General features: G+C 40.7%; 23 protein-coding genes, 4 pseudogenes and 1 riboswitch. Of the genes and pseudogenes, 22 read left to right on the top strand and 5 right to left on the bottom strand.

The genetic code is table 11. The features are described from left to right. Positions 1-33: 33 nt before the first annotated feature. Complete coding sequence (locus tag QNH10_RS16755) at positions 34-516, bottom strand: GAF domain-containing protein (protein WP_283732467.1); 483 nt, start codon at positions 514-516, stop codon at positions 34-36. 247 nt (positions 517-763) lie between these two features. Between QNH10_RS16755 and ezrA the strand changes: the two genes are divergently transcribed. The 11 genes and pseudogenes from ezrA (at position 764) to QNH10_RS16700 (ending at position 12,047) form a co-directional block, all read left to right on the top strand. Then, a complete protein-coding gene (ezrA, locus tag QNH10_RS16750; protein WP_283734674.1) occupies positions 764-2,455 on the top strand; it encodes a septation ring formation regulator EzrA in 1,692 nt (563 codons plus the stop codon). A gap of 242 nt (positions 2,456-2,697) precedes the next feature. Further along, the gene (locus QNH10_RS16745; RefSeq protein WP_283732466.1) at positions 2,698-3,828 is read left to right on the top strand and encodes a cysteine desulfurase family protein; all 1,131 of its coding nucleotides are present in this window, start codon (positions 2,698-2,700) and stop codon (positions 3,826-3,828) included. 3 nt (positions 3,829-3,831) lie between these two features. Next, positions 3,832-5,038: pseudogene (gene thiI / locus QNH10_RS16740) on the top strand (tRNA uracil 4-sulfurtransferase ThiI). A gap of 82 nt (positions 5,039-5,120) precedes the next feature. Continuing rightward, on the top strand, positions 5,121-5,330 hold the full coding sequence (locus QNH10_RS16735; RefSeq protein WP_283732465.1) for an alpha/beta-type small acid-soluble spore protein: 210 nt from the start codon (positions 5,121-5,123) through the stop codon (positions 5,328-5,330). A gap of 130 nt (positions 5,331-5,460) precedes the next feature. Further along, entirely contained in the window at positions 5,461-5,664 is a 204-nt protein-coding gene (locus QNH10_RS16730; protein ID WP_283732464.1) for an alpha/beta-type small acid-soluble spore protein, read from the top strand. 176 nt (positions 5,665-5,840) lie between these two features. Beyond that, complete coding sequence (mbcS, locus tag QNH10_RS16725) at positions 5,841-7,418, top strand: acyl-CoA synthetase MbcS (RefSeq protein ID WP_283732463.1); 1,578 nt, start codon at positions 5,841-5,843, stop codon at positions 7,416-7,418. Positions 7,419-7,498: 80 nt separating this feature from the next. Continuing rightward, positions 7,499-8,404, top strand: a complete 906-nt coding sequence (gene rarD / locus QNH10_RS16720) for an EamA family transporter RarD (protein ID WP_283732462.1) — start codon at positions 7,499-7,501, stop codon at positions 8,402-8,404. A gap of 507 nt (positions 8,405-8,911) precedes the next feature. Further along, positions 8,912-9,916: a signal peptide peptidase SppA gene (sppA, locus tag QNH10_RS16715; protein ID WP_283732461.1), complete on the top strand. Its 1,005-nt coding sequence runs from the start codon at positions 8,912-8,914 to the stop codon at positions 9,914-9,916. A 15-nt stretch (positions 9,917-9,931) separates the two neighbouring features. Continuing rightward, positions 9,932-10,516 (top strand): RDD family protein, encoded by a 585-nt coding sequence (locus tag QNH10_RS16710; protein ID WP_283732459.1) that lies wholly within the window; start codon positions 9,932-9,934, stop codon positions 10,514-10,516. Positions 10,517-10,550: 34 nt separating this feature from the next. Then, the gene (tpx, locus tag QNH10_RS16705; RefSeq protein WP_283732458.1) at positions 10,551-11,057 is read left to right on the top strand and encodes a thiol peroxidase; all 507 of its coding nucleotides are present in this window, start codon (positions 10,551-10,553) and stop codon (positions 11,055-11,057) included. Between the two features lie 72 nt (positions 11,058-11,129). Beyond that, positions 11,130-12,047, top strand: a complete 918-nt coding sequence (locus QNH10_RS16700; RefSeq protein WP_283732456.1) for a class I SAM-dependent methyltransferase — start codon at positions 11,130-11,132, stop codon at positions 12,045-12,047. 71 nt (positions 12,048-12,118) lie between these two features. Here QNH10_RS16700 and dapA read toward each other — a convergent pair whose 3' ends face one another. Beyond that, entirely contained in the window at positions 12,119-13,006 is an 888-nt protein-coding gene (gene dapA / locus QNH10_RS16695) for a 4-hydroxy-tetrahydrodipicolinate synthase (protein ID WP_283732455.1), read from the bottom strand. A 127-nt stretch (positions 13,007-13,133) separates the two neighbouring features. Continuing rightward, a riboswitch (Lysine riboswitch) is annotated at positions 13,134-13,312 on the bottom strand. 242 nt (positions 13,313-13,554) lie between these two features. Between dapA and QNH10_RS16690 the strand changes: the two genes are divergently transcribed. After that, positions 13,555-13,860: a hypothetical protein gene (locus QNH10_RS16690; protein WP_283732454.1), complete on the top strand. Its 306-nt coding sequence runs from the start codon at positions 13,555-13,557 to the stop codon at positions 13,858-13,860. Positions 13,861-14,223: 363 nt separating this feature from the next. Here QNH10_RS16690 and QNH10_RS16685 read toward each other — a convergent pair whose 3' ends face one another. Then, positions 14,224-14,670, bottom strand: coding sequence for a universal stress protein (locus QNH10_RS16685; protein ID WP_283732453.1), 447 nt, complete (start codon positions 14,668-14,670; stop codon positions 14,224-14,226). A 263-nt stretch (positions 14,671-14,933) separates the two neighbouring features. On the opposite strand from QNH10_RS16685, the pseudogene ald reads away from it, so the two are divergent. Next, a pseudogene (ald, locus tag QNH10_RS16680) lies at positions 14,934-16,045 on the top strand (alanine dehydrogenase). A 34-nt stretch (positions 16,046-16,079) separates the two neighbouring features. On the opposite strand, the pseudogene QNH10_RS16675 reads toward ald, so the two are convergent. After that, positions 16,080-17,175, bottom strand: a pseudogene (locus QNH10_RS16675) (M24 family metallopeptidase). 102 nt (positions 17,176-17,277) lie between these two features. On the opposite strand from QNH10_RS16675, the gene QNH10_RS16670 reads away from it, so the two are divergent. After that, complete coding sequence (locus tag QNH10_RS16670) at positions 17,278-17,958, top strand: metal-dependent hydrolase (protein WP_283732452.1); 681 nt, start codon at positions 17,278-17,280, stop codon at positions 17,956-17,958. A 141-nt stretch (positions 17,959-18,099) separates the two neighbouring features. Then, entirely contained in the window at positions 18,100-19,407 is a 1,308-nt protein-coding gene (locus QNH10_RS16665; RefSeq protein ID WP_283732451.1) for a DRTGG domain-containing protein, read from the top strand. A gap of 150 nt (positions 19,408-19,557) precedes the next feature. On the opposite strand, the gene QNH10_RS16660 is transcribed toward QNH10_RS16665, so the two are convergent. Continuing rightward, on the bottom strand, positions 19,558-19,878 hold the full coding sequence (locus QNH10_RS16660; RefSeq protein ID WP_283732449.1) for a YtpI family protein: 321 nt from the start codon (positions 19,876-19,878) through the stop codon (positions 19,558-19,560). A gap of 91 nt (positions 19,879-19,969) precedes the next feature. Between QNH10_RS16660 and QNH10_RS16655 the strand changes: the two genes are divergently transcribed. The 7 genes and pseudogenes from QNH10_RS16655 (at position 19,970) to QNH10_RS16625 (ending at position 26,664) form a co-directional block, all read left to right on the top strand. Then, positions 19,970-20,911 (top strand): DHH family phosphoesterase, encoded by a 942-nt coding sequence (locus QNH10_RS16655; protein WP_283732448.1) that lies wholly within the window; start codon positions 19,970-19,972, stop codon positions 20,909-20,911. Positions 20,912-20,924: 13 nt separating this feature from the next. Beyond that, a pseudogene (dnaE, locus tag QNH10_RS16650) lies at positions 20,925-22,954 on the top strand (DNA polymerase III subunit alpha); the annotation flags it as partial. A 246-nt stretch (positions 22,955-23,200) separates the two neighbouring features. After that, entirely contained in the window at positions 23,201-23,587 is a 387-nt protein-coding gene (locus tag QNH10_RS21270) for a helix-hairpin-helix domain-containing protein (RefSeq protein WP_430541126.1), read from the top strand. After that, a complete protein-coding gene (locus QNH10_RS16640) occupies positions 23,530-23,997 on the top strand; it encodes an OB-fold nucleic acid binding domain-containing protein (protein ID WP_283732445.1) in 468 nt (155 codons plus the stop codon). The genes QNH10_RS21270 and QNH10_RS16640 overlap by 58 nt, the downstream gene beginning before the upstream one ends. Before the next feature lie 204 nt (positions 23,998-24,201). After that, positions 24,202-24,852, top strand: a complete 651-nt coding sequence (locus QNH10_RS16635) for a FadR/GntR family transcriptional regulator (protein WP_283732444.1) — start codon at positions 24,202-24,204, stop codon at positions 24,850-24,852. Then, positions 24,849-25,718, top strand: coding sequence for an acetyl-CoA carboxylase, carboxyltransferase subunit beta (gene accD / locus QNH10_RS16630; RefSeq protein ID WP_283732442.1), 870 nt, complete (start codon positions 24,849-24,851; stop codon positions 25,716-25,718). Before QNH10_RS16635 ends, accD begins: the two co-directional genes overlap by 4 nt. Continuing rightward, on the top strand, positions 25,711-26,664 hold the full coding sequence (locus QNH10_RS16625; protein ID WP_283732441.1) for an acetyl-CoA carboxylase carboxyltransferase subunit alpha: 954 nt from the start codon (positions 25,711-25,713) through the stop codon (positions 26,662-26,664). Before accD ends, QNH10_RS16625 begins: the two co-directional genes overlap by 8 nt. The last annotated feature ends 26 nt before the right edge of the window (positions 26,665-26,690 follow it).

Here is a 26,690-nt window from a genome sequence, read left to right as displayed (position 1 = left end):
CATGGCCCGTAGCTTTTTTCGGGCCATGTTTTTTCATATATGTTTAACTAAAACTTTTACAAGCTCTTCTAAACCTTCTCGGTCATCATCGTTAAAACGGTCAAGCTCAGGGCTGTCAATATCAAGTACTCCAAGCAAGTTGCCGTCCTTTATAAGTGGAACGACAATCTCCGAACGAGAAGCGGAATCACAAGCGATATGGCCAGGGAACTGATCGACATCCGGAACTAAAATCGTTTCTCGGTTCAATGCGGACGTTCCGCAAACGCCCCTTCCAAGCGGAATTCTAATACAAGCCGGAAGCCCTTGAAATGGCCCAAGGACAAGTTCGTCCTCACCGTCTAATAAATAGAAGCCCACCCAATTGATACGGTCAAAGAACTGATTCAATAAAGCAGATGCATTGCTTAAATTTGCGAAGCGATTTGGCTCACCAGAAAGCAAGGCGTCAAGCTGACTTGTCAACTGGCTGTATTTTTCTTTCGGTTTATCAGAATAAGTCATAGCAGTAAACAAAAAAACACCCCCAAAAATAATACTTCAAGTATACGTTTCTTTCATACATTCTACAAATTTCGCGCATTTTGACGGAAAAACACCTTTTTCCCTATAATTCGTCCGTTTTCGATACGAAAACACTTTAAACATGTTACTATATAAGATAATATTATTTTACAGTGGTTGAAGTATGTTTAAACTGAGAAACGAAAATTTACGTTATTTAACTTTATATAAGTGACTTCGGAATAGGGGGATCACAATGATGAAATACTTCATCATTCCAATAATAGTTTTACTTGTACTTATGAGCATCGCCTTTTTATTCAGGCGAAAACATATACGAGAAATTGGTAGGCTTGAACATGAAAAAATGCAAATCCAGAACAAGCCGATTTTTGAAGAAATGATGAAAGTCAAACAGTTGAATATGACTGGTGAAACAGAGGAGAAGTTTGAACGGTGGCGCAGTGAATGGACAGAAGTCATCGACGTACATATGCCTAAAATTGATACCTTACTATTTGATGCGGAAGATATGGTTGATCGGTTCCGATTTAAAAAGGCTACATCCTTCGAAAAAGAGATCCAGGAAAAAATCCGACAATGCGACAAGAAGAAAAATGAAATTTTAGATGAGCTGAATGAATTGATTGGCAGCGAAGAAAAGAACCGCATTGAAATAGAGAAACTTCGTGAACAATATCGCCAAGCGCGTAAAACAATTTTAGCCCATCAACACGCATTCGGGATGACTGTTGGACCTTTGGAAAAGGAACTTGAGGCATTCACACCGAAATTTCAAGAGTATGATGAGTTGACCGCAAATGGAAACTATTTATTAGCGCGTGAAATTGTATTAACACTCACATCAAGAGGAGAGCAACTTTCAATTCTGATTCATGATATTCCATCATTGCTTATAGAACTTCAAAGCAAAATACCGGCAGCTATCAGGGAATTACGGAACGGGATCAGGGAAATGGAAGGTCAATCGTATTCATTGAAGCATCTTGAGCTGACAAAGCAATTAACTGAAATTGAAGAAGGCATTGAAGGGCAGTTAGCCAAAATGGCCGATTTGGAAATCGATTCAGTTAGACAGCAAGTTACGGAAATGCATGACCGGATTGACTCGTTCTATGATGCGCTTGAAAATGAAGTGAACGCTAGACATTACGTCGAATTATATTTTAATGAAATCGAAGAAAGTCTTGCTGCTATCACCCAATTGACAAAAGAAACTTCTGATGAAGCAACTTACGTTCAGCAAAGTTATCGCTTGGATGAAAAGGAAGCAAAGATACCCCAGTTAAGTTTGAAAAAGCTTGAAACTTTACAGAAACGCTATGATACTTTAACGATTTTGCTACAGGATGAAGAATCCGCCTATTCTTCATTGCAAACGGAGCTAAAGGAAATCTCGGATGAACTTGAAGGAATTGAAGAGGAACGGGAAAGACTTGCAAACCGTATGAAAAACCTTCGGATTGACGAAAATAACGTTAGAAACAAGTTGAATAATCTTTCTAAGGAACTGCAAAATGTAGATCGGAAATTACATCGGGGGAACATTCCTGGTATTCCTGATGAGATGGATGCCCGTCTTGAAGAAGCGGAAGAGCAATTGTATTTGGTTAGCCAAAGCTTACAGGAAGTTCCATTGAATATGGCAGTTGTTGACGGCTATTTGGCAAATGCGACGGTTGTGGTGGAAGATGTAAAGGGTAAAGTAGAGGAGCTATTGGAAAATGTCATGCTCATCGAACGAATTATCCAATATGGAAATAGGTATCGTGCCGCAAATCCTGCGATGAATGAGCGTTTGCTGATGGCGGAGGAGTCATTCAGGCAATTCCGTTATGCGAAGGCATTAGAGGAAGCGGCGACAGCGGTTGAGGAAGTTGAGCCGGGTTCGATGAAACGGATAGAAGAGATGTTGAAAGAGCATGTGTAAGAAAAAAAGCCACCGGCATTAGTGCAGGTGGCTTTGTCACGTAAATGTGTAATGAAATATTAGCAGTTACTATATCGTTGATTGAAGCGGAGGGCGGCGACTCCTGCGGGAACAGCACGAGCTGAAAGCCCCGCAGGAGCAAAGCGACGAGGAGATTGAAGCCGTGCCCGCGGAAAGCGTCCGCCGAAGCGGAAATCCTTGCCAATTCATGCAAGATTTTTTTATAGAGAGGGTAGTTATTTATGATTTATTTTGATAATAGTGCAACGACACAGCCGAATGAAAGTGTGCTTGAGTCTTTTATAGCAGCCAACATGCGCTTTTACGCGAATCCTGCATCTCTTCATCGAATGGGAAGGGAAGCGGAGGTTTTGTTAAAGCGTTCAAAAGAACAGATGCTTACTCTTATTGACAATGAAGATGGAGAAGTTGTCATCACATCTGGAGGAACGGAAGCGAATAACTTGGCGATAATTGGGTTTGCCCAAGCTTATAAAACAAGGGGCAATCATATTATTACGACCGAGATTGAACATCCTTCGATTTTAAATGCATGTCGCCAATTAGAAGGAGAAGGATTTGAAATCGATTATCTTCCGGTCGACGATTCTGGCATGATTTCATTAAAAGAATTGGAAAGTAAGTTGAAAAAAGAAACAATACTTGTCAGTATCATGCATGTTAATAATGAAATTGGAACGATACAACCGATTTCTCAATGTGCAGAGTTAATAAAAAGAAATGGACGAGCCATTTTCCATTCGGATTGTGTACAAAGTTTTGGAAAACTCCCAGTAAGTATGGAGTCATTGGGTGTTGACGCTATTACAATTTCAGCTCATAAAATTAATGGACTAAAAGGTTCTGGTGCATTGTTTTTGAAAAAACCTATTAAACCAAATGCTATAAATTTCGGTGGCGGCCAAGAAAATGGTTTAAGAAGCGGGACAGTATCCGTTCCAAATGCTGTTTCCATGGCAAAAGCAATGAGAATAAGCGCTGTGAATAATGAGAGCAAACATTTTAGGGAATGGAGAAATAAAATTATTAATGTTTGTGATGAAATTGAACTTGTTGAAGTCCTTTCTCCACAAAATGCAGCTCCTCATATAATATCGTTAGCGTTCAAGTCCATTAAAGGAGAAGTCGCCATCAATTATTTTCAAGAACAAGGCATTATTATTTCCACATCAAGTGCCTGCTTCTCGAAAAATAAAAGTGCAAGTCATGTCATTGAAGCAATCGGCTTGGATAAAAACTTTAAAAACGGTGTCATCCGTGTAAGTTTCGGCAACACTAACACTGAGGCGGAAATAGAGACATTCATAAAGGTTTTACGACAATTCGTGGAATTGATTGAGAGGGGAATTTAATAAATGGAATGGAATGAAATTTTAATACGGTACGGTGAAATATCTTTGAAAGGTCGGAATCGGAACGTATTTGTACGTAAATTGAAAAACAATATACATGCTGCAATACGGGATTTACGCACAACTCGTATTAATGCTGAACGAGATCGAATGTTTTTAATCGCAGATGATCAGGATGATATGAAAAATGCGATGGAAAGGCTCTCCGCTATTTTTGGCATCCAATCATTTAGTCCGGTTGCAAAATGCGAAGCGGATTTAGATGCTATCAAGGCGAAAGCATTGGAAGTAATCGGTTCTGATGAAACAGATGGCCGTACATTTAAAGTGGAGATTAAACGCGCTGATAAAGACTTTCCATATGTAACCGGGGAACTACAACAAGAAATCGGCGGACATGTATTGCGCCATTATCCAGAGCTTGTCGTCCAAATGAAAAAGCCGGATATCATTTTGTTGGTAGATATCCGAAAAGAAGGTGCGTTCCTAACGTCAAAAGTATATAAAGGTGCTGGTGGAATGCCAGTGGGGTCAAATGGACATTCATTATTAATGTTGTCAGGTGGAATTGATAGTCCGGTCGCTGGTTTCCAACTTATGAAGCGCGGTGTATCCATCGACGCAATCCATTTTGCAAGCCCGCCATATACGAGTGAATTGGCAAAAAGAAAAGTATTGGATTTAACAGAACAACTAAGCTCATTCGGTGCATCTGTCCGCCTTCATATAATCCCATTTACGGAGCTTCAACAAGCTGTCGTTCAACAAGTACCGGATAATCTGTCTATGACGACTACAAGAAGAATGATGCTTCAAATCGCGGATAAGGTACGGGAAGAGATTGGTGCATTGGCAATTGTTACAGGGAGAGTCTTGGCAGGTTGCTAGTCAAACGCTTGAAAGTTTAACGGCCATTAATGAAGTAACGACGACTCCAATTTTAAGACCGCTTATTGCAATGGATAAGCTTGAAATTATTGAGATCTCTCAAAAAATTGGAACGTACGATATTTCAATTAGACCATTCGAGGATTGCTGTACAATCTTTACACCTTCAAATCCGAAAACAAAACCAAAACTTGAAAAGGTACATCATTATGAAAGCTTTTTTGATTTTCAGCCTTTAATCGATGAAGCGGTTAAAAACAGAACGGTAATCGAAGCTGATTCAGAGGAAAAGAACCATTATGATTTTGAAGACCTCCTATGAGTTGGATGAAATTACCAATAAAAATCCTCGCATGAAAATCCGCATCCGGTCCATTCTATAGTCACAAGGAGGTGACAACAACATGGCTAACAACAACAGCGGTAACTCAAACCAACTTCTTGTTCCAGGAGTACAACAAGCTATAGACCAAATGAAGAACGAAATCGCAGCAGAATTTGGTGTTAACCTTGGACCGGACTCCACATCGCGTGCCAACGGATCCGTCGGCGGAGAAATCACTAAGCGATTAGTGCGTCAAGCCCAATCACAAATGCAAGGCTACCAAAAATAAAACAAATGAAACTGTCCCGGATCTCCCCGGGGCAGTTTTTTTCAAAAAAAAAACTGCGATAAATTAAAAATTTATCTGCATGATTTTCCGGATACAGTCCATTCTATAGTTACAAGGAGGTGACAACGACATGCCAAACAGCGGAAATTCAAACCAACTACTTGTTCCTGGAGTACAACAAGCCATTGACCAAATGAAGAACGAAATCGCAGCAGAATTTGGTGTTAACCTTGGACCGGACTCCACATCGCGTGCCAACGGATCCGTCGGCGGAGAAATCACTAAGCGATTAGTGCGTCAAGCCCAACAACAAATGAATGGTTACCAACAATAATTTATGGCTGTCCCAGTTTTTCTGGGGCAGTTTTTTTGTGGTGTTTGAGTTATCTATAGCCGAGTATTCACAAAAGATTTGATAATTATTCAAATTTCCAGAAAGAAAAGAAGTATGTTTTGAACTATTACTGCTGAGTTTGTATAATTGAACTATACAAAAAGGAGGAGAAACGAATGAATCGCGAGCAATTAGTGGCACCTGAGAAGTATAATCTTGTTTCTGAATTCGAAAAGTACGCAACTGGTGATGGAAAGCGCGCGCTCATTTATGTGAATTCAAATGGCGATGAAAAAGAAATTACATACGATGATTTGATGGTATCTGCCAATAAAGTCGCTAATGTTTTCATCGAAAACGGCCTGGGTAAAGGCGATGTAATCCTTGTGATGGTACCACGTTTAATCGAAGCCTATATAACATATATCGGCGCTTTGAAGGCAGGTATTGTAGTCATTCCAAGTTCGGAAATGCTACGCTCCTCCGATATAGAATACAGATTGGAACATAGCGGTGCAAAGGCAATCGTTGCTTATGAAGCATTTATGGATCAGTTTGAATCTGTTAATAATATGAATGATGTTAAACTATTCGTTATTGGAAATTCGGAAAATGGTCAGCATTCATTGACCGAATTGATGAAAGATGCCTCTTCTGAGTTCGATGCATCCGAGACGGAAGGGTCCGATATGGCTTTTCTTTCTTATACTTCAGGCACAACGGGGAAACCGAAGGGTGTCGTTCATACCCATGCTTGGGGCTATGCACATCTGAGAACTGCGGGACCTAACTGGTTGGGCATTAACGAAGGAGACATTGTGTGGGCGACAGCAGCTCCAGGTTGGCAGAAGTGGATCTGGACGCCATTCCTTTCTGTTTTAGGAAGCGGGGCAACAGGTATAGTTTATAACGGACGTTTCGACGTGCAAACATATTTGGAAATGATTAAGAAATATAACGTAAATGTCTTATGCTGTACCCCTACAGAATATCGTTTCATGGCCAAGGCTGAAAATTTGCAGGACTACGACTTGTCCTCTTTAAAAAGTGCAGTTTCCGCTGGCGAACCGTTGAACAGGGAAGTAATTGATACGTTCAACAAAATCTTCAATCTTCAAGTTAGAGATGGATACGGCCAAACCGAAAATACATTACTGGTCGGAACGATGCTTGGAATGCAAGCACGGCCAGGATCGATGGGAAAACCGACCCCGGGTAATCGTGTTGAAATTATTAATGAAGACGGAATTCCAGTTTCAGCAGGAGAAGTCGGGGATATAGCTGTACATATTTCCACACCAGCACTATTCAAAGAATATTTGAATGATCCGGAACGCACGAAGATGCAGTTCAGAGGAGACTATTATGTAACGGGTGACCGTGCGAAACTTGACGAAGATGGGTACTTCTGGTTTGAGGGGCGAGGTGATGATATCATTATCAGTTCCGGTTATACAATAGGCCCATTTGAGGTGGAGGATGCATTGACAAAGCACTCAGCTGTAAGAGAATGTGCTGTTGTAGGCAGCCCTGATGAAGTTCGCGGTGCAGTCGTCAAAGCATTTATCGTATTACGCGACCCGGAAATGGAACACGAGGAAAACTTAATAAAGGAACTACAAGATCATGTGAAGTCATTAACAGCACCTTATAAATATCCACGTAAAATTGAATTCGTTAAAGAATTGCCAAAGACAGCATCTGGTAAAATCATGCGTGTTGAGTTAAGAAAAGCCGAGCTAAATAAAGGATGAATTAAAACCGGCCATCCATTTATAGGAGGCCGGTTTTTAATAATAATATTGTCATTTTAGAGAGAGAGTAGGCAACCTTTATGCAGAATGAAAAAAGCGGTGTACTTTGGGTCGTAGCATCTTTTTTAATATGGGGGATTATGCCCGTTTATTGGAAACATTTATCTCATGTGCAAAGCGATGAAATACTAACGGGACGTATCGTGTGGGCATTCTTTTCCACGCTTCTTTTAATTCTTATTTTAAAGAACGGAAAACAATTGCTTCAGGATGTAAGTGAGCTTTGGAAAAAACAGTTTCAATTCTGGAGTCTTTTTATAGCTTCCATACTCGTTACATCCAACTGGTTTATTTACATATGGGCTGTTAATCATAATTATATTGTGCAAACTAGTTTAGGCTATTACATTAATCCGTTAGTTTCTGTATTGCTTGGTATCTTTTTTCTAAAGGAAAAATTATCTTCACTACAAAAGATTGCCTTCCTGTTGGCGGCATCGGCTGTTGTGATTCTGACATTTTCATATGGGAAATTCCCTTGGATTGCCTTAACCCTTGCGGTCACTTTTGCTGTATACGGGTTTATTAAGAAAAGAATTCAATTGGATTCACTCCGTGGATTGGCGATAGAAACCTTGTTCATGACACCATTTGCAATAGGATATTATATTTATCTGTTCATGAAAGGGCAGGCTGTCTTTTTGCATTCGGATGTAAAAACGGACATACTTCTTGTACTGACTGGAGTAGCAACCGCGCTTCCGCTCGTCTTGTATGCGAAGGGTGTGCAAATGATTCCTTTAAATGTGTCGGGCTTCTTCCAATATATCGCGCCAACGATGATGTTGTTTTTGGCAGTAGTGGTTTATAAGGAGTCATTCTCCTCAATTGAAATGCTTTCGTTTTCAATTATATGGGCAGCCCTAATCCTTTTCACCATTTCCAAAGTATATGAGACAATATCAATGAAAAGAAATGCGCATTAATTTACTGGGAATATCTAATAATGTTGATCTGCGCTTCAGGCGGACGGTTTCCAATCGAACCACGAAGAGTTCGATTTGCCGTATTTCTGCGCCTTTTGCAGAAATTAAGGCAGGGGTTTCCCCCAGGAAAAGCCGTTACGAAGCACGGCTTTTGCGAACAAAAGCGAAGCGTTGAGAGCATTATCGTTGCACTTCGCCGCCTTCCGCTCCAATCAACAGAAATACCTTATACATAAATATTAGTTAATAAAATTTTATAAAAGACAATATTGGACAGAAAATTTAAAGGGATTTCTAATTGATTGTAGTGGAGATTGGCGACTCCTGCGGGAATAGCATGAGCTGAAGACCCCGCAGAAGCGTAGCGCCGAGGAGGCTGAAGCCATGCCCGCGGAAAGCGTCCAATCGGAACGGAAATCAATGGTATAGTATTTACTAATATTAAATGAAACATTTTATGAGGGTTGGACGTATATAGTGGTGGAGAATAGAAGGAGGAAGTAACCTATGACAATGAAACGGTGGATCGCGATCATAGTAGCGGCGGTTCTGATATTTATTTCAGTGGGCGTCAATTCGCTATCGTACATATTCACAAGGGATGTTAACGGTTTTTTAGAACAAATGGGTGCAACAAACAATGCATATAGTGAAAAAGTAATCGAGCAAGGCACTAACAGAGATCGGATCGCTGTCCTCAAATTAGACGGCGTCATTCAAGACGTTGGAAGCTCCATTTTCGCAACAACGGGATACAACCATCAATTTTTCATGTCCCAGCTAAATGACGTACTTAACGACCAATCAGTGAAAGGAGTAATCCTTTCTGTCAATACACCAGGTGGAGGTGTAGTTGAATCATCCGATATTTACGATTCAATCCGGGAAATTCAAATTGAAAAGGAAATTCCCATCTACGTGGCGATGGGTGGAATGGCTGCGTCGGGCGGATATTATGTCTCCGCACCAGCAGAAAAGATCTTCGTACATCCGGAAACAATTACAGGCTCAATCGGAGTCATCATGGAAAGCATAAATTACTCCAAATTGGCCGAGAAATACGGCATTGATTTTAATACGATTAAGACAGGTCCTTATAAGGACATTATGAGTGGTTCACGTGAAATGACTAAAGAAGAACATAATATGCTTCAGGAAATGGTTAATGATTCCTATGAGCGCTTTGTAGGGATTGTAGCTGAAGGTCGTAATATGTCAACTGAAGCTGTGAAGAAAGTAGCCGATGGCCGAATTATGAATGGCAGACAAGCAATAGAATCGGGTCTTGCAGATGAAGTCGGCAAGTTGGGTGATGTGATCGATGCAATAAAAGCGGATTATAAACTGGAAGGTGCAACAGTATTTGAGTATGCACCTATGGACAGTTTCGCATCGATTTTCGGAGTGAATGTAGGGAATCTATTTGGCCGTAATGTGGAGTCGGAACTGATTGGTAAGTTACTTTCAGATTATGACGCCCCAAGAATGATGTATTTGTATGGTGAAAAATAAGGGAGGGGAACTGACATGACGGATGATGTAAATCAAAATCAATCGATGGCGGATGTTACCGGGCAAAGTCACCTTCCACAATATGAAATTATAAGAACAGAACAATTCAGGCCGAAATTGGCGGGTTTCTGGACCCGTTTCTGGGCTTATGTAATTGACTTGATGATGGTGTCAGCAGTAAGTGGAATTCTCATCAAACCGATATTTAGAATTTTTGACATCAAAATTTCCAATCCGGGCTTTCTGCTTTTCAGTTCGTACAAGGTGGTAATCTTTGTAGTATTCCTAACTTACTTTGCCCTAATGACGAAATTTTTCAGTCAAACAATCGGGAAAATGATAATAGGCATTAAAGTTGTTCAAAAAGACGGTGGGGAGCTTTCTTGGGGAACAATTCTTTTTAGAGAGGTTATCGGACGTTTCATATCGAAACTTTTGACTATTCCTTACCTATTGGTGATTTTTATGCCTAAAAAAGAAGCATTGCATGATCTGTTTGCGGATACCTATGTCATCCATGAGCAGTCATTCGAAAAAGAAGTGGTTGAGACAAAGCGTTTGCAAAAGGGCGAAGAGTTGCAAGCGGGAACAATTGTTTAGTAGAATGAAATGAAATGATATAGGAGGCGTCTTCATGGCTAATGTTACTTTTAAACAAAATCCCGTTACATTGCTTGGTAAAGAAGTTGCGGTAGGCGACAAAGCTCCAGATTTCACAGTTCTTTCGAATGATTTACAGCCAGTTACATTGAACGATTCAAAAGGAAAAATTCGCTTGATCAGCGTTGTTCCTTCACTTGACACAGGTGTCTGTTCTTTGCAAACGAAAAAATTCAACGAAGAGGCCTATTCACTTGGAGATGATGTTGAAGTTTTGACAATCTCCGTTGATCTTCCTTTTGCTCAAGCAAGATGGGTCAATGCGGAAGATGCTATGAACGTCAAGACGTTGTCAGACCATCGTGATCTTTCATTTGGTGAAGCATTTGGCGTCGCTATAAATGAATTGCGTTTATTAACTCGGTCTATCTTTGTCATCGACAAAGATGATACTGTCACTTACGTAGAATATGTAAATGAAGTAACGGATCATCCGGATTACGAAAAAGCGATTAAAGCTGTAAAAGAATTAACCAAATAATAATTGGCCCACTCGGAAACGGGTGGGCTTTTAACAGCAATATATTTTTGAGAATTGATAAGAGGGATAAAAATGGTAACAAATACTGAACATATCTTTAAGTTTTTAGACGAGTTTGCTACTTCCAATAAGGAAAATCTTTATTTAGAGTCCATAATTGAGGCGTGCAATCAATGGTTATCTGGCGAAGTTATGCCAAGGTTAAATGCGTCAGTTACAAAGGAAGAAATTCGTAGAGGCATTCAGCTCGCGGTTTTAAAAGGAATGAAGGAGCACGCGCAACCGAATCATCAGATGACGCCTGACGCGATTGGCATGCTGATCGGGCACTTTGCAAGTCGACTGATGGATAAAAAAGATCAAGTGACATTATTAGATCCCGCTGCGGGCACAGGAAATCTCTTGTTTACTGTTATGAATGCGATGGGTGAGAAAACGGTAGCTACATCCGTAGAAATCGATGAGCTATTAGTAAGACTTTCAGCGGTTTCCTCAAATTTACTTGAACAGCCTGTACAGTTTTTTGTACAGGATGCGTTGCGTCCATTAATGGTTGACCCGGTTGATTTAGTTGTTTGTGATCTACCAGTTGGGTTTTATCCTGATGATGACAATGCACTCAATTTTGAAATGATGCCAGCCGAAGGACATGCTTATTCGCATCATCTATTCATCGAACAATCCATGAATCATTTGAAGGGTGGGGGATATGGCATTTTCCTTGTCCCGGCTTCCCTATTTGAATCGGACCAATCATCCTTGCTTCACCGATATGTGAAAAAGAATGCACTGGTACGTGCGGTTATTCAACTGCCGGAGTCATTATTTAGAAGTACGGTTCATGAGAAAAGCATCCTTGTGCTTCAGAAGCCTGAAGCGAACATGAAAGGCACACCTGATGTCCTTTTAACGAAAGTACCGACTATGTCGGATAAACATGCAATGGCATCATTCTTGCGTAAGATTGATGAATGGGTCGATGAACAATAAAAGTAAGTACAAAAAAAGCGACATGCTGTTCCTATTCGGAATGGCATGTCGCTTTTTTAATTAAACTTGAATTAATAAATAATTACTTCTTCGTTAACAGTCAAGGCTTTTTGTACGATAAGCAGTTGTTCGTCATTCAATGGAATCATAGGTAAGCGGACTCCGCCGACGGAGACCCCTGTTAAATTCAACGCGGCTTTTACACCGGATGGGTTTGGTGCGACGAAAAGAGCTTTCATCATTGGCAACAGTCTGCGATGTTCTTTTGCGGCCTGTTGAATATCGCCAAGTTTAAAGTTTCGAATCATAGATTGCATTTCGTTTCCTATTATATGTGATGAGACGGAAACAACACCTACCCCACCAATAGACAAAACTGGAATTGTTAAAGCATCATCGCCGCTATACAGTGAAAAACCGACAGGCGTCCGGTCGATGACCTCGGACATCGCGTCTAAATTACCGTTAGCTTCTTTGAGGGCCACGATATTTGGAATTGCCGATAGGCGGACGATTGTGTCTACCGTGATGTTGACGACACTGCGTCCAGGAATATTGTAAAGCATTACTGGTAGGGAAGTGGCTTCTGCAATTGTCTTAAAGTGCTGATATAAGCCTTCTTGACAAGGATTATTATAATAAGCTGCGACAAGCATTACTGCATCTACACCAATATTTTCTGCTTGAATAGTCAGCTCCACGGATTCTCTTGTGTTGTTTGAACCAGTACCGGCAATAACCGGAACCCTTCCGGCAACGACATCTACAGTAAACTTGAATAACGTAATTTTTTCTTCTGTCGTCAATGTAGGTGATTCACCTGTAGTACCAGCCACTACTAAAGCGTCAGTTCCGTTCGCAAGTAAATGATTGATCAAGTTTCTTGTTGCAGGGAAGTCAATTTCCCCATGCTCGTTAAAAGGTGTCACCATAGCTGTTACAATTTGTCCGAAATTCATAATCTCCACGTCCTATCATTTATTTTTTAAAAAATAAATAGAGGGTGGAGGGCGGTTTGTTGATGAACGCAAAAAGCAACAACGAGGGCTCGTTGTTGCTTTGAAATAATAAATAAATTATTTCTCTGCATAAGATAGCCCTCCATATAGTTTCCTATATGACAATCCTGGACTTATTCAACCCAGAACCAGCTTCAAGAAGAATGAGATTCTCTCCACTTCGGCAAATTCCCCTTTCCACACTCATCACAGGATCTCATTATCCTCCGAATGTGTACTGATGGTCTTTGCGCCTCTATCCTTACTTCAAAACTTTCGAAATAAGTAAGTATTAAATTACTAAAACCTTAACCCTTATTGATAATAAATGCAAGCAAAAGTTATTAGATTGGACTAAAGTAATGTATATTATTAAAAATAGTCTGCAAAAATGGTGATTTCCGCTTTGGGAGGACGCTTCAATCATCAGAAATATCAATGGAATAAAATAGAGAAAAATTAGAAGTTCATGTATTCTTTTCCTTATAGAACCATCGGGGTTTGTAATAATGATTGGAATGAATTTATTCCCTATCCTTTTGCTCTATGGGTTGCCAAGTTCCGTACTATCCGATTTTGTCACTAAAAAATTAAAGGGGATAGGAAGAGTGGGAGCTGCATTAGTAATTCATTTAATTCTTGCTACTGCATTTATCATGATTATACATAGAAATGAAGAGGGTTGGGAACCAATGAAATTTCTTTTATTGCTCTCTCTTCTATCTTCTTTCCTTTTTTGGAGTGTTGATGAGTTACTTAAGATTTATAAGGCCAAACAAATTCGTATGAAGAATGGTGATTTGAAAATTCATTAGAAAAATCATTTTGATGATAGTGCATTCGTAATCGATGGTGCAGATTGCAATGTTTCATAAAGTAGTTCAATTGAAATTGGGAGAGGGAATTTATGAAGTTTCTAAGTTCTGTCTTTTTTGCGCTTGAAGTATAGAAACAAACACTTAGTTGATTGGAGCGGAAGACGGCCGACTCCGGGAGGATCAGCGGGACAGGTGAAACAACCAATGGAAGCGAAGCGAACGGGTTGGTTCACCGCACGCCCTCCGGAAAGCGTGCCGTCTGGAGCGCAAATCAACAGTACCCATAGCATAATTGATAAAGGGCTGTCACAGACAATCAGTTTTTACTGACTATCTAGACAGCCCTTTCTGCAATATGTTTTATTCTTCAGGTGTTCTTACAACAAGCACATCACATGAAGAGGATCGTACGATGTTTTCAGATACGCTACCAATCAAGAAGCGTTCGACTTTGTTTAGTCCAGTTGCTCCGCAGATAATAAGGTCAGCCTCGACTTTTTTTGAAATGTCACGGGAAATCATTGTTTTAGGGGAGCCATATTCTACAATGATGTTCACATTTTGCAAACCTGCAGTTTCAGCTTCTTGCTTATATTCATTAAGTAATTCTTCGGCAAATTTCTGTGCCCGTTCGGCGATGGAACGATCGTATGCCTCTACAGCCGCATATGAACGTGTGTCGATGATATTCACCAAATTCAGTGTAGCATTGTTCCGCTCTGCTATGCCAACTGCTTTTTTGAAAGCCCATTTAGATTCCTTGGATCCATCAACAGCCACAATAATTTGGTCATATTTTAGTACCATGTTCTTCACTCCATCCTGTAGATTTTACTTACATATTAATTATATTCTACAAAAATCACAAAAACCCTTCCAATTTCCTGACAAATTCGACGAAATTGTCACAGTGGGGAAAGTGTATTCACTTAATATAAATCTGAAAATTCGATTGTATAATTAAAATGCGGCAATCTAATAACAAATCTGATAGAATTGATTGTACATTGGTCCTTTCATATTATGTGTCGAATCGGCCAACTTATTATCAATATTTAGGGGGATTGGAAATGCGCATAGGTGTTCCAAAAGAAATCAAGAATAATGAAAATCGGGTTGCAATGACGCCTGCTGGGGCTTTCAATTTGAAATCTGCAGGACATGAGGTGTTGATCGAAACAGGAGCGGGTCTTGGATCGAGCTTCACTGATGAAGATTATGTCAATGCAGGCGCGGAAATTGTCGAGACGGCAGGTGAAGCTTGGGAAGCGGATATGGTCATGAAAGTTAAGGAACCGCTTGCATCTGAGTATGGTTATTTCCGCGAAGGGCTTATTTTATTCACATATCTACATCTTGCTCCTGAATTGGAATTGACTAAAGCATTACTTGATAATAAAGTAATTGGAATCGCTTACGAAACTGTACAAGTCAATAATTCTTTGCCATTATTAGCTCCTATGAGTGAAGTGGCTGGAAGAATGGCTACTCAAATCGGTGCGCAATACCTTGAGAAAATCAATGGGGGTAAAGGAATCCTTCTGTCAGGTGTTCCTGGAGTATCACGCGGTAAAGTAACTGTAATTGGTGGGGACAAGCGGGTACAAATGCCGCTAAAATTGCAGTTGGGATGGGTGCACAAGTAACTGTCTTGGATTTATCAGTTGATCGTCTTCGCCAATTAGATGAAATGTTCGGAAACGACATCCAGACTCTTGTTTCCAATCCATTCAATATTGCCGAATCAGTCAAGGAATCTGATCTTGTTATAGGATGTGTATTAGTTCCGGGTGCAAAGGCTCCGAAATTGGTTTCTGAAGAAATGGTTAAATCGATGAAGCCGGGCTCTGTACTTGTCGATATCGCTATCGACCAAGGTGGAATCTTTGAAACATCCGACCGTGTAACTACTCACGACAATCCAACGTATGAGAAGCATGGAATCGTCCATTATGCTGTCTCAAATATGCCAGGTGCTGTTCCACGCACGTCAACAATGGCATTGACAAACGTAACGGTGCCATATGCATTGCAAATTGCAAATAAGGGATATAAGCAAGCGTGCTTGGATAACCCTGCCTTGCAAAAGGGGATCAATACATTGGAAGGCCATGTCACATACAAAGCTGTTGCTGAAGCGCAAGGCATTGAGTATGTGCCTGCAGAAACTTTATTGGGGTAATGAAAACGCTGTCCGGAAAACCGGACAGCATTTTTTATGCTTCTATGATTTTTAATTCTTTAGGGAACTTAGTTAAAACTTCAACTCCGTCAGCTGTGACGACGACATCATCTTCAATACGCACACCTGTGATTTCTGGATTATAAATTCCTGGTTCTATCGTAAAGACCATGCCCTCTTGAAGTTCAAGATCATTTGTCCCGGTGATGGATGGGAATTCATGTACAGAAATGCCGAGTCCATGCCCGAGGCGGTGGGTGAAGTACTCACCATATCCGGCTTCCGTTATGACATCTCAGAACCTTGTCCAATTCACGTGCCTTCACTCCAGGACGGACTAAATCCATTGCCGCCTGTTCGGCTTTTCTAACTGTTTCATAAATCTCACGCTGTTTTTCGGATGGCTCTCCAAATGCCACTGTTCTTGTAATGTCGGAGCAATATCCTTCATAAACAACACCGAGGTCAAATAGAATGAAATCGCCTTTTTGGATTTTCCGGGAACCTGGTTTGCCATGAGGAGATGCAGTTTTTGGACCAGACAATACCATCGTATCGAATGACATCTTTTCTGCGCCTTTTCCCTTCATTTCAAACTCGATTGCCATAAGGATTTCGAGTTCTGTTTTTCCTTCAGCAATCTCCTTACAACCTACTTCTATTGCATAATCAGCTAATTCTGCCGCCTTTCGCAGCTTTATAAGCTCGTCTTCGCTTTTTATATTTCTTAAGGAATTCAACTTTTCATCAATACGGGAAATTGTTACACCTTCGAAGAGCTCTTCCATTCGTTCCATTCGCTCAACTGTCAAATGAGATTTTTCGATAGCGATTTTCTCTAACGAAACATTTCTCTTCCGTGCGGCTGCAGCAAGTACTTCCCAAGCATCTTCCGTATCTTGGTGTCCGACGGCTTCAAAATTCCAACCGGAAGCCTTCAAATCAGGCACTTCCATTAATGGGCAGATGACGAATGGTTCAGCTTCCTTGAATACCATTACGCCTAAAAGTCTTTCATGTGGTTCACTTTTAAAACCGGATACATAGAAAACATTGTCTGGAGTTGTAATGAGCGCTGCATCTAAATTTTCATCTTGCAAGAATTGCTGAATGTCCTGAATTTTATTCATATTGACCCTCCTCTTTGGATAATTTTATCATACCAAAAAAGAGGGTTTTGTGTTTGATTATCGAAACAAGTAAGTATGAACGTATATGGAGGGGGATTTTAAATGAAGATTTCTTATCATGGACATTCTGTCGTGAAGATTGAAACGGCGGGAAAGACGATATTAATAGACCCATTCATCACGGGAAATGAATTGACTGACCTAAAGGCATCCGATCAGACGCCTGATGTTATTTTGCTAACGCACGGACATAATGACCATGTTGGAGATACGATTGAAATTGCTAAAAGATACAACCCGTTAATCGTAGCTCCTAATGAACTTGCCGTTTACCTCGGTTGGCAGGGACTCAATACTCATGGCATGAATATTGGTGGAATGAATGAGTTTGAGTTCGGGAGCGTTAAATTAACGCAGGCATTCCATAGTTCTTCTTACACAACGGATGAAAATGAAATCATCTATACGGGAATGCCTTCAGGGATCTTATTTACCGCAGAAGGAAAAACGGTTTACCATGCCGGAGATACTTCGCTATTTGGTGATATGGCTTTAATAGGGAAGCGTCAGACAATCGACGTAGCATTCCTTCCGATTGGGGATAATTTCACAATGGGACCTGAAGACGCTGCGGTCGCTGTAGAACTGTTGAATCCCAAACTTGTTGTGCCAATTCATTACAATACATTCCCTCCAATCAGGCAAAATCCGCAACAATTTAAAAATCTTGTATCAACTCACGAAGTGAACATCATGCAGGCTGGAGACTCAATAGAAATTTGAATATTGACCGATTCGAACAGTGGAATTATGTTCTGAATCGGTTTTTCAATTAATTCGAAATCTAACAATGCCTTGGTAAACGCTATTCTTTTTGATATATGATAAAATGGGAATAGGTAAATAGAGAAAAAAGGTGAAAAGATGTCGACTAAACATGAATTGATCTTACGTTATATCGAAGGGTTAGCGGTCGGCGAAAAAATTTCCGTCCGGCAAGTTGCAAAGGCCTTGTCAGTTAGTGAAGGCACAGCATATCGGGCAATTAAGGAAGCTGAAAACCAAAAGCTCGTCAATACGATTGAGCGAGTGGGAACAATACGTATTGAAAAGAAAAAGAAGGAGAATATTGAGCGACTGACTTATGCTGAAGTCGTCAATATTGTTGATGGGGTAGTTTTAGGAGGTCGTGATGGACTTCATAAAACACTAACCAAATTTGTCATTGGAGCCATGAAACTTGAGGATATGAGACGATACATAGACGCGGGCAGCTTACTGATTGTCGGAAACAGGCTAAGGGCACATGAGCTTGCATTAAGCGCAGGTGCAGCTGTCCTAGTCACAGGAGGTTTCGATGTTGCCGATGAAGCAAAAAAGCTAGCAAATGAATTGAATTTACCTATCATCTCATCCAGCTATGATTCATTTACGGTTGCGACTATGTTGAACCGGGCGATTTACGACCAATTAATAGAAAAGGAAATCCTGCTTGTAGAAGACATTGTGACACCCCTTGAGAAAACAATCACTTTCTTCCCGAAGGACAATGTCGGTTATTTTAACGAAGTGAACCGTAAAACGGCACATTCCGGGTATCCGGTCATAGAAAAGAACGGTAGGCTGATTGGAATTGTTACATCACGGGATGCAGTAGGAAAGAATGAAACGGATCTGATTGAAAAAGTGATGACCCAACATCCAATAACAGTAAGTGGTAAAACAAGTGTTGCATCCGCTGGTCATAGCATGATTTGGGAGGGCATCGATTTAATGCCGGTAGTGAGTGATACTAACATTTTAGAAGGTATCATTAGTCGGCAAGATGTACTGAAGGCATTGCAAATGACGCAAAGGCAACCACAACAGGGCGAGAAAATAGATGATATCGTTAAAGGACAGATGAAAGCGGTGCCGGATCACCCGCAGAATGTCGAATTCTCTGTTGTCCCTCAAATGACAAATCAATTTGGATCATTATCCTATGGGGCATTGACGACGCTTTTGACAGACGTTGGCAACCGGGCGATTAAAATGCGTAAGCGCGGTGAAAGTGTACCTGAAAACATGACAATCTACTTCATTAAACACGTACAGCTTGGAAGTGTAGTCACCGTTGAACCAAGAATCCTCCAGATGAGCCGTAGGTTCGTTAAAGTGGACTTCGACCTTTTCTCAGATTCGGAACTCATTGCCAAAGCGATGGTCATGTATCAGTTGTTTGAGAGATAACGACAAAAGCGGAGGGTGGCGGTTAGCTGCGACAGGCATAAGGCAGATCTGCGAAAAGGCGCCCTTTGCCTTACAGCAGAGCTGACTTATGACCCGAGCAGCTGCCACCTGGAGCTAGACGAAAAACAAAAAAAACTGATGCAATGTGCATCAGTTTTCGTTCAACCTTGTCTCTTCGTCAACATACTGCTTATAATGCTTTGTTGCTTTCGTATTGAAATAGATGATGTATGCACCAAAGGCGATGAATAACCCGGAAACCAAATAGGTGACAATGCCTTGAAAAAGAATAAGCTGGTTTATGCCAAAGAAAAGCAGAAGTCCGCCTAAGAAAGATCCAGCTTTACTCGCAAACATTTTTTTACGGATTGGAAATACATAACTTGTCCTAAATTGACGAGTTTTAAAATAAAAATAGAAAACACCAGATGCTACGATGAAAAAGACTAAAAAGAAATTTATTGTTTTCATAAAAAGGCCTCCATCAAAGAACTTCTTCCATTGTAGCGGCTTTATTTTGGGATTGCGACTAAAAATCATTGAAACGTGGAGGAAACTGAAATTGAAAAGACAAATCATCGACACAATTGAGAAATATGACAAGATCATTATCCATCGACATGTCAGACCGGATCCAGATGCATATGGATCTCAGGTAGGGTTAAAGGAATTGATAAAAACAAACTATCCTACTAAACAAGTATATGCATCGGGAACGCATGATGAAATGCTTTCTTATTTAGCTACTCAGGATGTAGTAACTGCATCCGACTATGATAACGCACTTGTGATTATTACAGATACTGGGAACACTGAGCGGATTGATGCGGAGAATTACTTGAATGGCGCTTTTATACTGAAAATAGATCATCATCCTAATGTCGATCCGTATGGTGATCTGAGATGGGTTGATACAGAATCCAGTTCTACTTCTGAAATGATTTATCTCTTATTCGAAGAAGGACAGGAGCATTACGGCTGGAAGATGTCTGATGATTGCGCGCGCTTACTCTATGCAGGGATTGTAGGGGATACTGGTCGCTTTCTCTTCCCAAGTGCAACAGTAAGAACTTTTGAAATTGCAAGCAGCCTTATTAAATATGATTTCGATCGAACTCGTCTTTTTGCTGAAATGTACGAAGAAGATCGTAGACTGCTTCATTTGAAAGGGTATATGTATCAAAATTTTACAATCGATGAAAATGGCTCGGCTTTCATTAAAATCGATAAGTCGATATTAAAGGAATTTAATGTAACTGCTAGCGAAACCTCTCAGCTTGTCGGGGCCCTTGGCGATGTAAAAGGAATATGTGCCTGGGTGATTTTTGTTGAAGAAGATGATCAAATTCGAGTGCGTTTACGTTCGAAAGGCCCTGTGATCAACAAGTTAGCGGCTGAGTATGACGGCGGAGGACATCCTTTGGCTTCAGGAGCATCTGTTTACACATGGGAAAAAGCAGATGAGATCATTGCCAAATTGAAAGTATTATGCACGGTGAAATAACGGGTCGGAGGGGTTGAAATTGGTTCTTGTCTATCCACAAATTGTAACCGGCGCCGATCTATTGCGCGGAATTATAAAACTCGACCACTTAGCCCCCCTTCTGAAAAGGAGAGGGGCTAAATCCGTAGGAATCGTCAATTCAAAAATGTACGGAGTACGTTCATTTTATAATGTAATGAAGAAATACGATATCCACCCGGTTATCGGTCTATCGATCCGTCTTGATATTACTGAAGGAAAGGATGTGCTCCCTTTCGCCTATGCAAAGGATGATAAGGGATATGGCAACTTACTTAAAATCAGTAGTGCTATGGCGACAAGGGAACAGGAGACGCTGCCATTAAAATGGCTGCAAGCTTACAGTGAGGGCTGTGTCCTTATTTGCCCTTTGACCGATAAATCATGGGAAGAGTGGCGGCTAACCGACACCATTGAAAAAATAGGAAATGCTTGCCAAACGGTTTACATCGGAGTTTCCAGACCAGGCGGTGTAAGACATCCTTCCGAGGAAGAGATTCAAAGAATTAGTGAGGCGAACGGAATAGAGATAACAGCCTTCCATGAGTCAAGATATCTTATGGAAGAGGATGCGTTCGCATTTGAAGTCGCCACTGCCATTCGATCCGGATATAAGTTAAATGACCCTTCTCGACCCAAAATCGAAGTTTACGATGCTTTTCTTCCTGAAGAAGAACAATTTCAGAACTGGTTTTCAGATCAGCCTGAATGGCTTGAAAATATGTCAGGTATAATGCTGTCCTGCAATGCGGAATTACCGCCGAGTCAATTTCAGATGCCTGCTTTTCCGGTTCCAGTAGGTGAAACCTCAGCTACGCTATTAAAGGAACATTGTGAGGAAGGGTTGGTAAGACGACTTGGTTCCGTAACCCCGACCTATTTTGAAAGAATACAATATGAGCTAAAAATAATAGAATCCATGGGGTTCTCCGATTATTTTTTAATCGTAGAGGACTTCATGCGTTTCTCGAGAGAACAGGGTATTCTTACAGGACCAGGAAGGGGTTCTTCCGCGGGGTCACTTGTCGCTTATTCACTCGGTATTACAGACGTAGATCCTATCAAATACGGACTTATCTTTGAGCGTTTCCTGAACCCGGGAAGAATTACAATGCCCGATATCGATATCGATTTTGCAGATAATCGACGCTCTGAAGTTATTGAGTATGTTGCCAAAAAGTATGGGAAATCACATGTAGCTCAAATCATTACGTTCGGCACTTTGTCGGCTAAATCTGTTGCTCGAAATGTTGCCCGGGTATTCGATTTTAGTAATGAAGAAATGGGATTTCTGTCAAAACAAATACAAGAAGGTCATAGCAGAAAACTGGAAGACTCTGTTAAACACTCAAAGGCGCTTCAGGATTGGATTGCTTTGGACCCTATCCGAAACAAATGGTACCAAGCAGCGAGGGCTTTGGAAGGATTGCCAAGAAATGCCTCAACGCACGCGGCAGGCGTCATTCTTTCCCCAGTCCCACTTGTGGAAACAGTTCCCCTACAAAACGGGACAGACGATATTTACTTAACGCAATGGGCCATGGGAGACGTTGAAGAAGTCGGCTTATTGAAAATGGACTTTCTTGGGTTACGGAACCTAACATTGATGGATCGTATCAAATCCATGATTGAGCATGACAAAGAAGTCGTGTTGAATTTCGAAGAAATACCTTTAAATGATCAGAAGACTTTTGAGTTGTTCAGGGAAGGGGATATGACAGGGGTATTCCAGTTCGAATCAGACGGAATGAGAGACGCCTTAAGACTTATTAAACCTGACGAATTCAGTGATATCTATGCCATAAATGCATTATATCGTCCGGTCCGATGGAAAACATTCCTCTATACAGCAGAAGGAAAAATAATAATGAAAAAGTCCATTATATTCACCCTCAGCTTGAACCGATTTTGAAAGAGACGGAAGGCATCATCGTCTATCAGGAGCAAATCATGCAAATAGCCGTGCGAATTGCAGGATTTTCAATGGCTGAAGCGGATCTTTTGCGAAGGGCAGTAAGTAAGAAGAAAAGAGAAATATTGCGACAAGAAAGGGAGCATTTTGTTAAGAGTGCAGTAAACAATAACTTCCCAGAAAAATCGGCGAGTGAAATCTATGATTTGATCGTTAAATTTGCGGATTATGGATTCCCGAAAAGCCATGCCGTGGCGTATTCCTTGATCTCCTACCAATTAGCCTTCATCAAAGCGAATGAACCTGCATATTTTTACGCAGCTCTCTTATCGTTAGCGACGGGCAACCAAGATAAAATAATGGAATACATCCATGAAATAAGGAGTAAAGGGATTACAATTCTGCCGCCATCAATCCAAAAAAGTAAATTTTCACATATCGTTGAAAATGGTTCGATTCGTGTTGGACTTGGCGCCATTAAGGGCGTGACCCCTTCATTTTATAACGTTGTAAAGTCAGCGCGAACAAAGGTTGGTTGGAAATCATTATTCGATTTTTCTGCTGCCATCGGCGGAACAAATTTCACGGAAAAAGCTATTATTCCATTAATAAAAGCAGGTGCACTTGATGAATTTAGAGAAAACAGATCTGTTCTGTTAGCATCTATCGAAGCTGCCGGAATCATGCAATGTTTATCGGTTCCGAAGGGGAAGATGACTTACTCCATGACGTCATTTATTCCATAGCAAAACCGAAATACACCCCAGGTGGAACAATGCCCAGATTCGCTATGTTGGAATACGAACGGGAAGTGTTGGGTTTCTATTTATCTGAACATCCAGCATTGGAAATGAAAAAGAATTTAGGCGGCAATATCATTGACCTTGTAGATGTCCCTAATGTTAGGGAACGTAGCATATTGAAAGTCGCCGGCTTAATTCGCGAAATCAAACGCATACGCACCAAGAAAGGTGAAGCAATGGCTTTCCTAACTCTACAAGACGAAACTGGCGAACTATCCTGCACACTATTTCCTAAGCAATACGCTGTAAGCAATGTTCACCTACAAGAACTCGCAATGGTACAACTTGAAGGAACGATGGAAAAACGCAACGGCCAAACCCAGTTGATCGTTCAAAAAGTTAATAAAATTTAATTTCAGGGGTAAACAGGTGAAGGAATGCAAATGCTATCCTTTACCTGTTTTATTATTTTTGCTGGACATAATTATGGGCTAACCAGTATTTCCGATATTTTTCCTTAAAATCGCTTTACGCAACTCCCATTTTTCTGTATGCTATTAGACATGAGTGGTCAGACCACTTTTCGGAAGATGAATTACCTAAAGGGGCGGGGCCCAATGCAAAATACAAAACCATCATCTAAGATGTTTCTTGACATAGTTGGAGAACTAAGGCTCATGATTAAGGCAGAAGGTATAGAAATTGGTGATAAATTACCGTCTGAACGTGTACTGGCGGAACGTCTACAAGTAGGAAGATCAACAATCCGCGAAGCACTTCGAAGCCTTGAGTTATTAGGACTAATTGAAACACGCCGTGGAGAAGGTACATTTTTGGGGGATTTCAAAAAACATCAGCTTGTTGAGGTTTTATCTACATTCATTATGCAACAGCCTGATTCTGCCAAAGATGCAAGAGAAACTCGCATTATCCACGAGAAGGCTGCAATCCAATCTATTTGTAAAGACCCACAAAAACAACAGCTCCCGGTTTGGAAAAGCCTATTAGTAAGGTTGGAAGAAGAAGGTTCCATATTAAGAGAAGATATTGTCCGGGAAATGATTGTAGCAACGGACAACCGCTTATCATTGAAAATCTGGTTTCTATTGAAGCAATATAGCAGAGTGCCTTATGGAAAAATGACAGAAACGAATGAAAGCCAAATTATGAATGCATTGCTTGAAAACTTGCTTGGTGGGCACGTTTTCGAAGCATTGGAATCTTACGAAAAATGGATAGAAAAAATTGAGGGGGAAGAATTACTATGATCCGAGATCTTTTTACAAAACATAAAAAGAAGCAAGCGATAACGATACCTTCAGCAGAAGCGAAAAATGATGTGCCTGAAGGGATTATGACCAAATGTCCGGAATGTAAAGAAATCATATTGACTAAAGATCTTTTGAAAACTGCAAAGGTTTGTCAGAAATGTGGTCATCATTTTAAGATGACTGCATGGGAGCGGGTGGAATGCTTATTTGACGAGGACACCTTTGAGTCAATGGATAATCATTTGAAGACGGAGAATCCATTGAATTTTCCATCTTATATGGAAAAAGTGGCATCTGATAAAGAGCAGACTGGATTGAATGAAGCTGTATTGACCGGAACTGGAAAAATTGGTGGAAGTAAGGTTGCGGTTGCCATTATGGATTCCCATTTCCGCATGGGTTCTATGGGTTCTGTTGTTGGTGAAAAAATAACTCGTGCAGTTGAACATGCAACTGAATCAGGTCTTCCTGTCATTATCTTTTCAGCAAGTGGCGGTGCAAGGATGCAGGAAGGTATCTTATCGTTAATGCAGATGGCAAAAACAAGTGTGGCACTGAAACGCCATTCCGAAAAAGGTTTATTATATATTTCCGTGATGACATATCCGACAACTGGTGGTGTTTCGGCAAGCTTTGCATCTGTTGGGGATATTAATATTGCCGAACCAAAAGCTTTGATTGGTTTTGCCGGTAGACGTGTTATTGAACAGACTGTTAGGGAAAAGTTGCCGAATGATTTCCAAACAGCGGAATTCCAATTGAACCATGGTCAACTGGACGCTGTCGTTCATAGGGAAGATATGAAAGAGACTCTTTCCAAAATCATTCGACTTCATGTTAGGGAGGAAAATGCACATGAGTAAGACACTAACGTTTGAAGAACCAATCATTAAACTTCGTGAGAAAATTAAAGAATTAGAGGAATTTACAAATTCGTCTGAGGTTGATTTATCAACAGAAATTGAAAACCTTAAAGTGCGATTAAAGAATCTTGAAGAAGAAATTTATGAAAATATGGATCCGTGGGATCGTGTACAGGTTGCAAGACATCCAGAACGTCCTACATCGCTCGATTACATTAGTGATTTATTCGAAGATTTCATGGAGTTTCATGGGGATCGGGTATTCGGAGATGATGCTGCGATTGTGGGCGGGATTGGTTTTTTTGAAAATCAACCAGTTACCATTATTGGCCAACAGCGTGGTAGGGATACAAAGGAAAACCTAAAAAGGAACTTTGGTATGCCACATCCTGATGGGTACAGAAAGGCATTACGCTTAATGAAACAGGCTGAGAAATTCGGTCCACCAATCATATGCTTAATCGATACAAAAGGAGCATATCCAGGAAAAGCTGCTGAGGAACGTGGGCAAAGTGAAGCCATTGCCCGAAATCTTGTTGAGATGGCGGGACTTAAAGTGCCTGTTATTTCAATCGTAATTGGTGAAGGAGCAAGTGGTGGTGCACTTGCAATTGGCGTCGCTAATCATTTCCTGATGCTTGAGAATTCATGGTGTTCGGTTATTTCACCTGAAGGGGCGGCTTCCATTCTTTGGAGAGATGCGTCGCTCGCAAAGCAGATGGCTGAGGCGATGAAAATCACTGCACCACATCTGTTGGAAATGGGTATAATTGATGATATCGTCCCTGAAGTAATGGGAGGGGCCCATAGAGATCCTAAGAAGCAATCTGAATTTATACGTGAGGCGCTTAGAAAATCTCTTGATGCCTTTAAGGGAATGGATGGGGAAAGCTTGATAGAGAATCGGTATTCTAAATATAGAAACTTAGGCGTATTTACTGAGTAAGGAAGGATGCGAGGTTTTTTCGCATC

It is taken from the genome of Sporosarcina thermotolerans (assembly GCF_030067815.1).
GTDB lineage: Bacteria > Bacillota > Bacilli > Bacillales_A > Planococcaceae > Sporosarcina > Sporosarcina thermotolerans.
This window is presented reverse-complemented; position numbering and strand designations above follow the sequence as displayed.